A 14,990-nucleotide genomic window follows, 5' to 3' on the forward strand; every position below is an offset into this window, starting at 1 on the left:
CATGACCAACTTCATTTTCATCCTGGCCGACGACCTTGGCTACGCGGACCTGGGCTGTTATGGCGGCCGCAAGCCGGTGTCGCCCAACCTGGACCGGATGGCCGCGCGCGGCGTGCGCTTCACGCAGGGCTATTCCAACTCGCCGGTATGTTCGCCCACGCGCTTCGGCCTGATCACCGGGCGCTACCAGTACCGGCTGCGCGGCGCGGCCGAAGAACCCATGACGGGGCGCTTTCGCGGCAGCACCGAGATCGGCATGCCACCCGGCCATCCCACCCTGCCGTCCTTGCTGCGCGACCGGGGCTATCACACGGCGCTGATCGGCAAATGGCACCTGGGCTACCCGCCGCATTTCGGTCCGCAGAAAAGCGGTTACGACTACCACATCGGTCCGCTCTCGGGCGGGGTCAGCTATTTCAGCCACGTGGACCGGATGGGCAAGCATGACCTCGTCAAGAACGGCGAGCCGGCGCACTACGACGGTCACTACCTGACCGATCTGCTGACCGACGAAGCCGTCGACTATCTGGCCACCCGCGCCGGGGATCGCAAGCCCTTCCTGCTCAGCCTGCATTACACCGCGCCGCATTGGCCGTGGGAGCCGCGCGCACAGGGCGGACCGAACGCCCACGTCGATACCGACATTCGGCATCTGGATGGCGGATCGGTGCAGGTGTACGGCGAAATGATCAAGGCGCTGGACGAAGGTTGCGGCCGCGTGCTGCAGGCGCTGGATGATCTGGGCCTGGCCGAAGACACCGTGGTCATCTTCACCAGCGACAACGGGGGCGAGCGCTTTTCAGACACGTGGCCGCTGGTAGGCGGCAAGATGGATCTGACCGAAGGCGGGATCCGCGTGCCCTATATCGTGCAGTGGGCAGGCAAATTGCCGCAGGGCGAAGTCTGCACGCAGCATTGCATGACGATGGACTGGACGGCAACCCTCCTGGACATCGCAGGGGTGGCGCCGCATCCTGACTATCCGCTGGATGGCGTGTCCATGCTGCCCGTACTGCGGCGGCCGGACCAGGTGTTCAAGCGGCCCATGTACTGGCGCATGAACTACCGGTCGCAACAGGCCGTGCGCGATGGCGACTGGAAGTACCTGGAAGTGGACGGCAACCGCTATCTGTTCGACCTGTCGGTGGACGAACGCGAGCGGGCGAACCTGGCGCAGCGCGAGCCGGCACGGCTGGCGGCCATGCAGGCGCAGGCCGCGGCATGGGCCGGCACCTTCGGTCCGATTCCTGCGGATGCGCGCAGCGAACTGGTCTACACCGAGAAGGACATGCCGGCGCGCTAACGCCCGCGCCGCCCGGCTTACGCGTCGTCCAGTTCGGGATAGTGGCGAAAGATGCCGTCGCCGTAGGGCAGGCGGCGGTCGCTCTTGAAGTAGTCCTGCAACGCATCCAGTTCCGCCACCTTGCGGTGCAGGGCCATCACGCGGGGGTGATTCTTGGCCACCTGCGCCATGCGTTTTGGAAACGCGAACTTCAGGCCATCCACCAGAATGAACAGCGACAGGTCCGCATAGGTCCAGTCGGCGCCGCCGGCAAGCCAGTCGCCTTGCGTGTCGAGCACGCGTTCGAAGTAGTCCAGGTACTTGGGAATGCGGTTGCGGCGGAAACTATAGGCCTTGCGTTTGGCTTCGGGCTGCTGGTCTTCGTAGTACATCGACGAGTCGATGGGGTGGTGCACATCGTGGACTTCGGCAACCATATCCGCAATGGTCAGCTGCAGCTGGTTCACCCACAGCTTGCCGGCCGTATCGGTCGGCGCCAGCCCGTGTTTTTCACCCAGGAACAGCAGGATGTTGGCGGTCTGCGCGATGGTGAGCTGGCCCGCGACCAGATAGGGTGGCGCGAAGGGCGGATGCGGCCGGTCGCGCGCCATGTCATCGACCAGGGCGTTCTCGTCCACGTCGGGGCCTCTTGCCCGTTCCACGTACGGAATGCCCGCGCCTTCCAGCGCCAGCCGCACGAATTCGCCGCGGCCCGGAATGCCGTCCCAATACCAGAGTTCATAGTCCATTGCGTCCTCCTTGTCGGATGATGGCAGGGAACATCAGCGCAGCCACAGCGTGATGGCATGGATGACGAGCCCCACCAGCCCGCCCACCACGGTTCCATTGATGCGGATGTACTGCAGATCCTTGCCGATGTTCAGTTCGACCTTGTCGACCACCTCTTCGTCTTTCCATTCCTTGACCTTGTCCGAGATCAGCGCGCCGATCCGTGGCCGCAACCGGTCGAGTACGCCCGGCACCCGGGCCATCAGCTGCGTGTTGATCCAGTTGCGCATGGCCGCGTCGGCGGACAGGGTGGCGCCCGCATGGACCAGGACCGCCGTCACGCGGCCATGCAGACGCGACTGTTCAGCGGCCAGATCCCGTTCGATCCAGGCCTTGAAATCCGTCCACAGGCCTTCGACGTAGCGGCGCAGCGCCGGATTGGCAGCCATCTGCTCCTGGTACTGACGGATGGTCGCCTTCAGTTCCGGGTCGTCCTCCAGCCGCGTTGCGAAGCTGGCGATCGACGCGTCGAACCGGATGCGCAGCGGATGTTCGGGGTTCTCGTCCACCGCGGCCAGCAGTTCGCGTACCGAGTCCAGCGCGCGTTCCAGCAGATACCGCGCCGTGGAGGCCTTGATCTTGTCGAAATAGAGCGGCACCTTGGTCGCCAGCTGGTCCACCAGGCTTTCCTTGATGTCGGGCTGGCTGATGAACTGGTTCAGGCTCTTCAGCAGTTGATCGAGAATGGCCTGATGCCGGCCTTCGTGCGTCAGGGCCTGCAGCACCTTGCCGCTGAGCGCTGACAGGTCGAGTTCGCGGAACAGGTTGGACAGGTTGCGGTCCAGGAATTGCCGCACCGCGCGGTCGTCCAGGGCTTTCAGCGCCAGCAGCAACGCCTGGCGCACGGTATCGGCCAGCACGCTGGCATTGGCTGGCGCGGCCAGCCACGTGGCCAGGCGGCTGGCGGGGTCCAGCGATTGCACCATGGCCGCAATGCGCTCGTGCGCAAAGAATTCGCCTTGCACGAACGCGCCAAGGTTGTCGGCAATGCGCGCCTTGTTGCGGGGAATGATGGCGGTATGGGGAATGAAGCGCAGGCCCAGCGGATGGCGGAACAGCGCCGTCACCGCGAACCAGTCCGCGATCGCTCCAACCATGGCCGCTTCGGCAAAGGCAGCGACGTAGCTCCATGCCGGATGCATCGTGTCGAGCACCGTTGCCGCCGCATAGATGGCGGTGACCACGAAGAACATGCCGGTGGCGATCCACTGCATGCGGCGCAACTGCTGGCGCTTGAGGGTGTCGGCAGCGGATGGCGAAAGCGGTGCGGTGTCGGCGGGCTGCACGGGCAATGCTTACTTCACCGGGATGGGCGTCGCGCGGTCCACCGGCACGGCGGTCACCCCGTTCTGCGGCGACCCTTCGATAACCCGGTCGGAATACGTCAGATAGACCAGCGTGCTTCGCGGCGCGTCGACCATGCGCACCACCCGCAGCTTCTTGAACAGGATGGACAGGCGTTCGTTGAACACCTCTTCCTGTTTTGGCAATGTGCCCCGAAAGGCGATCGGGCCGACCTGACGGCAGGCGATGGACGCTTCGGCCTTGTCTTCGGCCAGGCCCAGCGCGCCCTTCACGCCGCCCGTCTTGGCGCGCGATACGTAGCAGGTCACGCCTTGCACCTTGGGATCGTCATAGGCTTCGACCACAATTTTGTGATCCGGACCGATGAACTTGAAGACGGTGTCGACCTCGCCCACCGTGTCTGCGTGGGCAGCGCCCGCCAGGGTCAGCGCAAAAAGAAGGAGCAGGTGACGTTTCATACAGGTATCCGGTAAAGCGGCCGCTGCGAATGCACGGGCCAACCTGCATCAAAGCACAGCCGGGCCAGGGACGCGACACGAACTGCTACAAAGTTATGCAAGCGGTTATGGCACGTGGCGAATGGCCGCATCGATTATCTGGCGTAATACAGGACCTGCCGCCCTGTTCTTCGGCACCGTCACCTGACCCGTCACCGCATGGCCTCGACCAACCCCTACGTCCCAAGAGACTGGCTGCCGCACGAACGGCCCATGCTGCCGGGCTCGCCATCGAGTCCGCTGCATTCTCCGCCCAAACGCGCGGCCTACGCCGTGGTGGGGTTCATCGTTGCGATGACGGGCGGCCTGGGCAACGCGCTGGTGACCGCGAACCTGCTGAATCTGCAGGGCTCGCTAGGCGCTTATGCGTCGGAGATGGCCTGGCTGCCGGCCGCGTATGTCATGACCAACGTGTCCATGAACATCCTCCTCGTGAAATTTCGCCAGCAATATGGTCTGCGGCTGTTCACCGAAGTCTTCCTGCTGTTGTACGCCCTGGTGACGTTCGCTCACCTTTTCGTTAACGACCTGGGGTCCGCCATTGCGGTGCGCGCGGCGCATGGCATGGTCGGCGCCGCCCTGACGTCGCTGGGTCTGTATTACACGCTGCAGGCCTTTCCCGCGAAACACCGGCTGAAAGGACTGGTGCTGGGCCTGGGATTTTCGCAGCTGGCGCTGCCCCTGGCGCGGATCTTTTCGTCGGAGCTGCTGGAATTTGGCGAGTGGCGAGGACTGTACCTGTTCGAGCTGGGCCTGGCCTTGCTGTCCCTGGCCTGTGTTCTGGCGCTCAAGCTGCCGCCAGGCGACCGGATCAAGACCTTCGAACCTCTGGACTTCCTGACCTTCAGCCTGTTCGCGCCGGGCGTGGCGCTGCTGTGCGCGGTGCTGTCCTTGGGCCGCTTTGGCTGGTGGACCGAGACGGCGTGGCTGGGCTGGGCGCTGGCGGGCGCCATCGTGCTGATCACGGCGGGTTTTGCCGTCGAGCATCATCGCGCGCGGCCCCTGCTCAATACCCGATGGTTGACGAGTGCAAGCATCATCCGGCTGGGGGTGGCGATCACGCTGATCCGTATCGTGCTGTCGGAACAGGCCACCGGGGCCGTCGGTTTCCTGACCGCGCTCGGCATGACCAACGACCAGATGCAGGGACTGTTCGGCGTGGTGCTGCTCGGTTCCGTCGCGGGGCTGGCTGCCAGTGCAATGACGATCCACCGCAAACGGATCGCCATGCCCATCGTCGTGTCGTTGATCCTGATGACTATCGGTGCACTGATCGATGCGCACGCCACCAATCTGACCCGGCCGGTGAACATGTACGTCAGCCAGTTCCTGCTGGGCTTTGGCGGCACCTTCTTTCTGGGCGCCGCCATGCTCAGCGGAATGAGCGGCGTGATTGCCGAGCCCCGCAACCTCATCAGCTTTTCCGTGCTGTTCGGGATGGCGCAGAATCTGGGCGGACTGCTGGGCGCGGCCCTGCTCGGCACCTTCCAGATCGTGCGCGAAAAATTCCACTCGAGCATTCTGGTGGAGTCATTGACGCTGCAAGACCCCTGGTGGCCGCGCGGATCCAGGGCAGCGCCGGCGCCACGTCCGGACTGCTGGCCGACCCGGCGCTTCGCAATGCCGAAGCGGTGGTGTCGCTGGGGACGGCGGCCACGCGCGAGGCCAATGTGCTGGCGTACAACGACGTGTTTCTGCTGATCGCGTGCATTGCGATCGGCACGCTGATCTGGGCGATGATGCGAGTGCTGATCAATCGCTACGCGCCCCCGCCACTTGCCGCGACCGTTGCGGCGGCATCGCCAGGATCCGCCGCCACGCCGCCGCCCGCGTCGGCGTCATCGCGCGCCACGCCGGGCCGGCCGCCACCGGCCGATGCCGAAGCGGGCATGGCCGTTGCCCCGATCGGCAATGCCGATTGACCGGGCCGCTGCCTGTCACGCCACGTCCCAACCTGATGCAGCCGTTGATCCTTCACATACTTTTTCACTGACGATGAGCACACCCGCCCCGCCTTCCGCACTACCGCCAGCCGCTGCCATCCCGCCTGCGCCGTCAGCGTCCGGAGGCATGGGCGGCCCGGCGGCGCCGCCGCCGTCTTCTCCGCGCCGCTTCAGCGGCCGCCGGCTGCTGTCGCTGTCCTTCTTTGCGGCCATCGCGATCATCGGTGTACTGATCGTTTTGTATGCGTGGCGCCTGCCTCCCTTCACGAGTGGCGTGCAGAGCACCGAGAATGCCTACGTGCGCGGCCAGGTCACGTTGATCGGGCCGCAACTGAGCGGCTACGTGGCCGAGGTTCGCGTGCAGGACTTCCAACGCGTCAAGGCGGGTGACCTGCTGGTGCGGATCGATGACCGCATCTACCGCCAGCGGGTGGACCAGGCGCTGGCGCAACTGTCGGCGCAGAAGGCCGCGCTGGCCAACGCACAGCAGCAGCGCCGCCGCGCCGACGCCGTCATTGCGCAGAACCGCGCGGCGATCGCCAATGCCGACGCGCAGGCGGCCCGGTCCACCGCCGATCTGCGGCGGGTCGAAGACCTGGTGAAGGACGGTTCCTTGTCATTGCGCGAACGGGACCAGACCCGCGCCGCGCACGCGCAGGCCGTCGCGGCGGCCGAGCAGGCCAGGGCCGCGCTCGAGATTTCCCGGCAGGACCGCGAGACGGTCGTCGTCAATCGCGGGTCGCTGGAGGCCGCGGTGGAAGCCGCGCAAGCCGCCGTGCAATTGGCCGAGATTGACCTGTCCAACACGCGTATCGTCGCGCCACGGGATGGCCTGCTCGGCCAGGTGCTGGTGCGGCAGGGCGCCTATGTGAACTCGGGTGCGCAACTGATGGCGCTCGTTCCCGAGCAGGTCTGGGTGATTGCCAATCTGAAGGAGACGCAGATGGCGCAGGTGCGGCTCGGGCAGGCGGCCACCCTGCAGATCGATGCGTTGAATCGCGCGAAACTGACTGGCCATGTCGAACGCATCTCGCCCGCCACGGGGTCCGAGTTCAGTGTGCTCGCGGCCGACAACGCCACCGGCAACTTCGTGAAGATTGCGCAGCGCATTCCGGTGCGGATTCGTATCGATCCCGACCAGCCGCTGGCCGATCGGCTGCGGCCCGGCATGTCGGTGGTTGCAAGCATCGACACGGCCAGCGTACCGGTCGAGATGGAGGCGCCGCGGTGATGCGGCGTTGCCTGCAACGCACCGGCCCGGCACAACGCAGCCGGGCACGGACCGGATCCGGATCCGGGTCGGCCGCGGTGTCCGCCGCCCTGACCACCACCTTCATCGCTGCCCTGGCCACGTTTCTGTCTGCCTGCACCGCGCCGCCGCAACCGCCGCCCGCACCGACCCTTGAGATACCCGCCGACTGGCGCATGCGGGTCGGACCGTCGGCGCCGATCGAAGCCGCCTGGTGGACGGCTTTTGGTGACCCGGCCTTGACTGCGCTGGTGGACCGCGCCTTGGCGGGCAATGGCGACCTGCGCGTGGCCCGCTCGCGCATGGAGGAGTTCCAGGCGCGCCTGCGGATCGCGCAGGCCGCGCGCTACCCGGCGCTGGACCTGTCGGTCTCACCGTCACGCGCCCGATCCCTCAGTGCACTGGGGATCGATCGCCAACTGACGGTGTATCAGGCAAACGTGCAGGCAGCCTATGAGGTGGACGTATGGGGCCGCATCGCCCGCCTGACCGAGGCGGCATTTGCCGACGCCGAAGCGCGTCAGGCCGCGGCCGACGCGGCGGCCTTGTCGGTGGCCGCATCGGCGGCTTCCGGCTACCTGACCCTCCGCGGCCAGGATGCCCAACTGGCGCTGGCCCAGGCCACGCTGAAGACCCGCCAACAATCGCTGGACTTCGCGCGCCGGCAGTTCGAGACCGGCTACAGCTCGCGCCTGGAATTCCTGCAGGCGCAGTCCGAGTACCGGGCCACGGCCGAGACCATTCCGCAGCTGCAACGCGCCATCCAGCAGCAGGAAAACGCGCTCAGCATTCTTGTGGGCGCCAACCCCGGGCCGATTCCGCGCGGGCCGGCACTGGGCGATATCCGGATGCCACCGCTGCCGGACAGCCTGCCGTCCGAACTGCTGCGCCGCCGTCCCGATATCTTCCAGGCCGAGCGGGCCGTGGTGGCCGCCGACGCCAGCCTGCGCGCCGCGCGCGACCAGTTGCTGCCGTCCTTGCGGCTGACCGCGACGGCGGGCGTGCAGGGCTTCACGCTGGATCAATTGCTGAATCACCCCTTCACCTTGTGGTCGATTGGCGGCAGTGTGCTGGCCCCCGTGTTCGAAGGCGGGCGGCTGCGGGCGCAGACGGAAGTGTCGGCCGCCGTACGCGACCAGGCCGTTTTTGCCTATGAATCGACCGTGCGCGGCGCCTTTTCGGAAACGAACAATGGCCTGGTTGCCGTGGAACGCCTGCGCGAGCAGGAAGTGCAGGTGGCCGAACGCCGCGCGGCGGCCGCGGAGGCCTTGCGGATTGCCGTCAACCGGCAGCGCAACGGCTATGCGTCTTACCTTGAGGCCCTGGATGCGCAGCGCACGCTCAATACCGCGGAAGTCAGCCTGCTGCAGATCCGTACCAACCTGCTGACGGCTGAAGTCGACCTGTATCGCGCCATGGGCGGAGGCTGGACCGCACCCGGCAGATAAGCTTGCTTACCAACCTCCACTGGCGCCGCGTCCGCCAATATCGTAAAGTATCGATATTAGGTTTTAGTTTTCCCGATACTGTCGTGCACACACCCATGGACATCGACGCCATCCACAAGGCGCTGGCCAACCCGGTCCGGAGACAGATCCTGGCTTGGCTCAAGACGCCCGAAGCGTACTTCGCAACGCAGGAACATCCGCTGGAATTCGGCGTATGCGCCGGCATGATCGACGAACGCACGGGCCTGTCGCAATCGACCGTCTCGGTCCACCTGGCGGCGCTGTTGCGCGCCGAACTGGTGACCTCCCGGCGCGTCGGCCAATGGGTGTTCTTCAAACGGAACGAACCTGTGATCCAGGCGTTCCTTGACCACATGAACAGCGATTTCTGATCGCCGCGTTTTTACTGGATATCTCATGCCCACTTTGTTCGACCCGATCACCGTTGGTGACCTGACCCTGCGCAACCGCATTTTCATGGCGCCGCTGACCCGCTCGCGCGCTGTCGGCGAAGGCCGCGTCCCCAATGCCTTGATGAAGCAGTATTACGAACAGCGTGCCAGCGCCGGACTGATCCTGTCCGAAGCCACCGCCGTCACCCCGCAAGGCGTGGGCTATGCCGACACCCCGGGCATCTGGTCCGACGAGCAGGTCGAAGGCTGGAAGCAGATCACCGACGCCGTGCATGCCAAGGGCGGCAGCATCTTCCTGCAGCTGTGGCACGTGGGCCGTATCTCCGACCCCATCTTCCTGAATGGCGATTTGCCGGTCGCCCCCAGCGCCATCGCGCCGGCTGGCCATGTCAGCCTGGTCCGTCCCAAAAGGAATACGTCACCCCGCGTGAACTGTCGATCGACGAAATTCCGGGCGTCGTGGCGGCATTCCGCAAGGGCGCCGAAAACGCCAAGCGCGCGGGCTTCGACGGCGTGGAGATCCACGGCGCGAACGGCTACCTGCTCGACCAGTTCCTGCAGGATGGCGTGAACAAGCGCACCGACGCCTATGGTGGTTCGGTCGAAAACAGGGCCCGCCTGATGCTGGAAATCACCGATGCATGCATCGAGGTGTGGGGCGCATCCCGTGTCGGCATGCACCTTGCCCCGCGCAGCGATTCGCATGACACCAGCGACTCGAACCTGGGCGAGACCTTTGGCTACGTGGCGCGCGAACTCGGCAAGCGCAAGATCGCCTTCATCTGCGCCCGCGAATCGCTGGACTCGCCGCGCCTTGGCCCGCAACTGAAGGAAGCGTTCGGCGGCATCTACGTGGCCAACGAAAAGTTCACGCAAGAAGATGCGCAGCGCACGCTGGACGCCGGTGAAGCCGACGCGGTGGCATTCGGCCAGCTGTTCATCGCCAACCCCGATCTGCCGAAGCGTTTCGAACTGAAGGCCGACCTGAACGCGCCCAAGCCCGAAACCTTCTACGCGCCAACCGCCGAAGGCTACGTCGATTACCCTGCACTGGGCTGATCGCGTCGATCTTCGGGGCTCCGCGCGGGGCAGCACGTTGACGGCGTGCTGCCCCGCGTTGCCGTCCGCCTGAAGCGCGCGCCGAACTCTTCTACACTTGCAGCACTTACGCCACGTCGCCAGCAGAGCGCTTCACAAGGACACCGCCATGACTGTCACGGCATTGCGCAGCTCGGTCATCACCTTCCATCAGGACCCGTTCCTGGTCGACCCGGCCAGCAGCTACCGCTTTCTGGAAGATGGCCTGGTGGTGATGGCGGATGGCAAGATCGTTGCCGTCGATCCGTATTCCGAGGCCGCCGTCGACGCGGCCAGCGGCATTGTCGGTGTGCCCCTTACGGTCACGCACTATCCGGACAGCGTGATCTGTGCCGGCTTCATCGACTGCCACGTGCACTATCCCCAGACGCAGATGATCGGCGCGTTCGGCGAGCAGTTGCTGGAATGGTTGAACAAATACACGTTCATCGCCGAACAGCAGTTCGCCGACAAGTCCCACGCCGATACCGTGTCGCGTGTATTTCTGCGCGAGTTGCTGCGCGCGGGCACCACCACGGCCGCGGTCTATTGCACCGTCCACCCCGAATCGGTGGATGCGTTGTTCGAAGAGTCCGAACGCTTCAACACCCGGATGATTGCCGGCAAGGTGCTGATGGACCGGCACGCGCCCGACGCGCTGCTGGACACAGCCGAACGCGGCTATGACGAATCCAAAGCCTTGCTGGAAAAATGGCATGGCCGCGGCCGCCAGCTGTACTGCATCACGCCGCGCTTTGCCGCGTCGTCGACCGACGATCAACTGGCCGCCGCCGCGCGCCTGTGGAAAGAACACCCCGGCACGTATATGCAGACCCATCTTGCCGAAAATACCGGCGAGATCGACTGGGTGCGCGATCTTTTCCCGCAACGTTCCAGTTACCTGGACGTATACGACCACGCCGGCCTGACCGGGCCGCGCGCCATCTTCGGGCATGCGGTACATATGGACGACGTCGACTTCGCATGCTGCCACCGCACCGGATCGGCGCTGGCCCATTGCCCCACATCCAACCTGTTCCTGGGCAGCGGCCTCTTCAAAATGTCGGAAGCCAAGCACATAGACCGGCCGGTGCGGGTGGGCATCGGTTCGGACATTGGTGCGGGCACCAGCTTCAGTACCCTGCACACCTTGAACGAAGCCTACAAGGTGTCGCAGATGGCGCAGGGCCGATTGACCGCGGCGCATGCCTTCTACCTTGCGACCCGGGGCGGAGCCGAAGCCCTGTATCTGCAGGACTCGCTGGGCTCGGTCGCGCCGGGCTACGACGCCGACCTGGTCGTGCTCGATCTGGCCGCGACGCCGCTCATCGCCTTTCGCATGGGCTTTGCACGGGACATCCTGGAAAAGCTGTTCGTGCTGATGACGCTGGGAGATGACCGTGCCGTCAGGGCCACCTATGTAGCAGGTCTGCCGGTCTACGACAGCGCGCGCGACGACCCCTTCATTTACCCAACCCAGGCGCCGGAGCCCGAATGTCCTTCTCAACGACTCGATCCTTCCGGCGTGCGTGCCTGAAGCTGGTCTGTGCCGTGTTACCCGTGCTGGCAATGGCGGGCTGTTCCTCCTTCCAGGCGATCAACGCCCTGGTGCCTGAAAGCGGTTTTACCCGCATCGACGACCAGGCCTATGGGCCGTCACCCCGGCAAGCGGTCGATGTCTATGTGCCATCGACGCCGTCGGCGGGTCTGCGGCCCGTGGTGGTGTTTTTCTATGGCGGCAACTGGGATAGCGGCCGCAGGCAGGACTACCTGTTCGTTGCCGAGGCCCTGACGTCGCTAGGCTACGTGACGGTGTTGGCGGACTACCGCATCTACCCCGAGGTCCGATACCCCGGCTTCATGGACGACGGGGCGGCCGCGGTGCGGTGGACACTGGATCACCTTGCCGATTTCGGGGGCGACCCGTCGCGGGTCCATCTCATGGGCCACTCCGCTGGCGCCTACATTGCCGTCGATCTGGTCCTTGACGAGCGCTGGCTGGGCGAACGGCGCAAGGACATCCGCAGCGTGGCGGGCCTGGCCGGCCCGTATGACTTCCTGCCTTTGACGGACCCGACGCTCAAGATCATCTTCGGCACCGCAGCGGACTTGCGCGCCACGCAACCCATCGATCACGTCGACGGCGGCTCGCCCCCGTTGCTGCTGATGTCCGGCTTGAAGGACAGTACGGTCCGTCCGGGAAACTCCGAACGGCTGGCGGCGCGCGTGCGGCAACACGGCGGCGTGGCCTTCGAGCACTATTACCCCAGTCTGAGTCACGTCACGCTGATTGGCGCGCTGGCCAGGCCCACCCGATTTCTTGGACCGGTGCTGACTGACGTGGGGCGATTCTTCAGTTCGGGTGAACCGCCCGCGGGCGGCAATATTCCGTAATCATTTCGCCCCGACTTTTGCGCGTGCCGCTGGCAATTGTGTAACCAAGGTGGTGCCGGCCAGCTTATGATGAGGACACGTGGTGCAGGGGGATCGGCACCCACGCCTCCCGATGGTGCGCGGCTGCGGCAGAACGTGCACGACGAACGGGTACGGCCTTTGCTTTAGTAGAAAAGTCACATTGCGCAGAGCGCGAAAGGCGAAAGGCATACGATGCGGTCTTACAACGAAATGCAGTTTGAAGAAGGTAAGGTCCGCCAGCATTACGAGCGTTTCGGCGCTTGGCTCTCCCGCCAGTCCCCCGAGACCATGGCACGCAAGCGGGCGGAAGCCGACCTTGTTTTCCGACGTGTTGGAATCACCTTCGCGGTCAGTGGGGACGCGGGCGGCACCGAAAGGCTGATCCCGTTCGACCTGATCCCCCGGATCATTCCGGGCGATGAATGGAGTCTGCTGCGCGAAGGCCTGGCGCAGCGGGTTCGCGCCCTCAACATGTTCATTCACGACGTCTATCACGACCGCCGCATCGTACGCGCCGGCGTGATTCCGGCCGAGCAGGTTTATACCAACGCTCAGTACCGTCCGGAAATGCAGGGCGTGTCGGTTCCGCGTGACATCTACGCGCATGTGGCGGGCGTCGACATCGTCAAGGCGGGTGGCGACAACGACGGCACCTTCTATGTGCTGGAAGACAATCTGCGCGTGCCGTCGGGCGTGTCCTACATGCTCGAAAACCGCAAGATGATGATGCGCTTGTTTCCCGAGCTGTTCGTGCAGAACAAGGTTGCGCCGGTCGCCCATTATCCCGACCTTTTGCTGGAAAGCCTGCGGTCGGTCGCGCCCAGCGGCGTCGACGATCCCACGGTCGTCGTGCTGACTCCCGGCATGTACAACTCGGCCTATTTCGAGCACGCCTTCCTGGCGCAGCAGATGGGTGTGGAACTGGTGCAGGGACAGGATCTGTTCGTCGATGACAACAGCGTCTTCATGCGGACCACGCGCGGTCCGCAGCGCGTCGACGTCATCTATCGCCGCCTGGACGACGACTTCCTGGATCCGCTTGCCTTCCGCGCCGACTCCGCGCTGGGCGTACCGGGACTGCTGTCGGTCTACCGCGCCGGCCGGGTTGCGCTGGCCAATGCCATCGGCACCGGCGTGGCCGACGACAAATCCATCTATCCCTTCGTGCCGGACATGGTGAAGTTCTATCTGTCCGAAGAACCCATCCTCAAGAACGTGCCGACCTGGCAGTGCCGCAAGCCCGACGAACTGTCGTACGTGCTGGCCAATCTGCCGGAACTGGTCGTCAAGGAAGTCCACGGCGCCGGCGGCTACGGCATGCTGGTCGGGCCGACCTCGTCCAAGGCCGAGATCGAAGCCTTCCGGGCCCGGCTCATTGCCCGGCCCAATGGCTACATCGCCCAGCCCACCCTCGCGCTCTCGTCCTGCCCCACCTTCGTCGAATCGGGCGTCGCCCCGCGGCACATCGACCTTCGTCCCTTCGTGCTGTCAGGCAAGAATGTGTCGATGGTCGCTGGCGGCCTGACCCGGGTGGCGCTGCGCGAAGGCTCGCTGGTGGTGAACTCGTCGCAGGGCGGGGGAACGAAAGACACGTGGATTACCGAGAAATAAGATGCTGAGTCGAACCGCCGATCACCTCTTCTGGATGGCCCGATACATGGAACGCGCGGAAAACACCGCGCGCATGCTCGACGTCACCCTCAAAGCCCTGCTGCTGCCGCAATCGGAAGAAAGTGCCCTGCGCAGCCAACGCGCGGTGCTGGATATTTCCGAACTCGGCCAGTCGTTTTCCGAACGGTACGATGCGCTTACGCCCGAGAACGTGTTGCGCTTCATGGTCAGCGACGCCGACAATCCATCGTCCATCCTGCGCTGCCTGCAGGCGGCGCGCGAAAACGCGCGGGCCGTGCGCGGCGCGATCACGACCGAATCGTGGGAAACCATCAACCATACCTGGCTGGAATTCGGCAACCGCCTGGCCGACAAGGGCTGGCTGCAGGATCCCAATGCGCTGTTCGAATGGGTCAAGTTCCGCTCGCATCTGTCGCGCGGCGTGACCCTGGGCACCGCGCTGCAGGACGGGGCCTTCTATTTCACGCAGCTGGGCACCTTCCTGGAACGCGCCGATAACACGGCGCGAATTCTAGACGTCCGCTTCGTGAGCGGCGGGCGCGAGACCGGCGCCGTCAGCGCCGCCCAGCTTGACGACTTCTACTACTGGACGTCCATCCTGAGCTCGGTCTCGGCCCTTGAAATCTATCGCCAGGTCTACCGCGACGTGCTCGCGCCGGAACGCGTGGTGGAACTGCTGATCCTGAATCCGTCTATGCCGCGCTCCTTGCTGGCCTCGCTCGACGGCGTCGTGACCAACCTGGCCATGCTGACCACGCAGAACTCGCTGGAATGCGAGCGCTACGCTGGAAAGCTGCGCGCCGAACTGCTGTTCTCGGACATCCGCGACGTGCTGGACCAAGGTCTGCACGAGTACCTCACCCAGTTCCTGGCCCGCATGTATGTGCTTGGCAACAAGATCAGCACGACGTTCTTGCTGCCGACGACGGTATAAGGGGCT

Annotated in this window: 13 protein-coding genes and 1 pseudogene; 11 read left to right on the forward strand and 3 right to left on the reverse strand. The window is 65.0% G+C overall.

The window, feature by feature from the left end:
- Nucleotide 1: 1 nt before the first annotated feature.
- Complete coding sequence (locus ACNANG_RS18755; protein WP_420224278.1) at nt 2–1,303, forward strand: sulfatase; 1,302 nt, start codon at nt 2–4, stop codon at nt 1,301–1,303.
- Between the two features lie 17 nt (nt 1,304–1,320).
- Here ACNANG_RS18755 and ACNANG_RS18760 read toward each other — a convergent pair whose 3' ends face one another.
- The 3 genes from ACNANG_RS18760 to ACNANG_RS18770 are packed head-to-tail and all read right to left on the reverse strand — an operon-like array spanning nt 1,321 to nt 3,834.
- Complete coding sequence (locus ACNANG_RS18760; RefSeq protein WP_420224279.1) at nt 1,321–2,031, reverse strand: glutathione S-transferase; 711 nt, start codon at nt 2,029–2,031, stop codon at nt 1,321–1,323.
- 33 nt (nt 2,032–2,064) lie between these two features.
- Nucleotides 2,065–3,357 (reverse strand): DUF445 domain-containing protein, encoded by a 1,293-nt coding sequence (locus ACNANG_RS18765; protein ID WP_420224280.1) that lies wholly within the window; start codon nt 3,355–3,357, stop codon nt 2,065–2,067.
- A 9-nt stretch (nt 3,358–3,366) separates the two neighbouring features.
- A complete protein-coding gene (locus ACNANG_RS18770) occupies nt 3,367–3,834 on the reverse strand; it encodes a CreA family protein (RefSeq protein ID WP_420224281.1) in 468 nt (155 codons plus the stop codon).
- A 198-nt stretch (nt 3,835–4,032) separates the two neighbouring features.
- Between ACNANG_RS18770 and ACNANG_RS18775 the strand changes: the two genes are divergently transcribed.
- The 10 genes and pseudogenes from ACNANG_RS18775 to ACNANG_RS18820 all read left to right on the forward strand — a co-directional run bounded on the left by ACNANG_RS18775 (nt 4,033) and on the right by ACNANG_RS18820 (nt 14,984).
- Nucleotides 4,033–5,574, forward strand: a complete 1,542-nt coding sequence (locus tag ACNANG_RS18775; RefSeq protein ID WP_420224282.1) for an MFS transporter — start codon at nt 4,033–4,035, stop codon at nt 5,572–5,574.
- The gene (locus ACNANG_RS18780) at nt 5,562–5,795 is read left to right on the forward strand and encodes a hypothetical protein (protein ID WP_420224283.1); all 234 of its coding nucleotides are present in this window, start codon (nt 5,562–5,564) and stop codon (nt 5,793–5,795) included. The genes ACNANG_RS18775 and ACNANG_RS18780 overlap by 13 nt, the downstream gene beginning before the upstream one ends.
- Nucleotides 5,796–5,943: 148 nt before the next feature.
- Nucleotides 5,944–7,047 (forward strand): HlyD family secretion protein, encoded by a 1,104-nt coding sequence (locus ACNANG_RS18785; protein ID WP_420224284.1) that lies wholly within the window; start codon nt 5,944–5,946, stop codon nt 7,045–7,047.
- Nucleotides 7,047–8,513, forward strand: coding sequence for an efflux transporter outer membrane subunit (locus ACNANG_RS18790; protein WP_420224285.1), 1,467 nt, complete (start codon nt 7,047–7,049; stop codon nt 8,511–8,513). Before ACNANG_RS18785 ends, ACNANG_RS18790 begins: the two co-directional genes overlap by 1 nt.
- A 95-nt stretch (nt 8,514–8,608) precedes the next feature.
- Complete coding sequence (locus tag ACNANG_RS18795; RefSeq protein WP_420227583.1) at nt 8,609–8,905, forward strand: ArsR/SmtB family transcription factor; 297 nt, start codon at nt 8,609–8,611, stop codon at nt 8,903–8,905.
- Between the two features lie 25 nt (nt 8,906–8,930).
- A pseudogene (locus ACNANG_RS18800) lies at nt 8,931–9,985 on the forward strand (alkene reductase).
- Nucleotides 9,986–10,133: 148 nt separating this feature from the next.
- Entirely contained in the window at nt 10,134–11,540 is a 1,407-nt protein-coding gene (gene guaD / locus ACNANG_RS18805; protein ID WP_420224286.1) for a guanine deaminase, read from the forward strand.
- Nucleotides 11,498–12,397 (forward strand): alpha/beta hydrolase, encoded by a 900-nt coding sequence (locus ACNANG_RS18810; protein WP_420224287.1) that lies wholly within the window; start codon nt 11,498–11,500, stop codon nt 12,395–12,397. Before guaD ends, ACNANG_RS18810 begins: the two co-directional genes overlap by 43 nt.
- Before the next feature lie 213 nt (nt 12,398–12,610).
- Nucleotides 12,611–14,029, forward strand: coding sequence for a circularly permuted type 2 ATP-grasp protein (locus ACNANG_RS18815; protein ID WP_420224288.1), 1,419 nt, complete (start codon nt 12,611–12,613; stop codon nt 14,027–14,029).
- A 1-nt stretch (nt 14,030) separates the two neighbouring features.
- A complete protein-coding gene (locus tag ACNANG_RS18820; protein WP_420224289.1) occupies nt 14,031–14,984 on the forward strand; it encodes an alpha-E domain-containing protein in 954 nt (317 codons plus the stop codon).
- Nucleotides 14,985–14,990 lie beyond the last annotated feature (6 nt).

This window comes from Pigmentiphaga litoralis (assembly GCF_048632615.1).
Classification (GTDB): Bacteria; Pseudomonadota; Gammaproteobacteria; order Burkholderiales; family Burkholderiaceae_B; genus Pigmentiphaga; species Pigmentiphaga litoralis_B.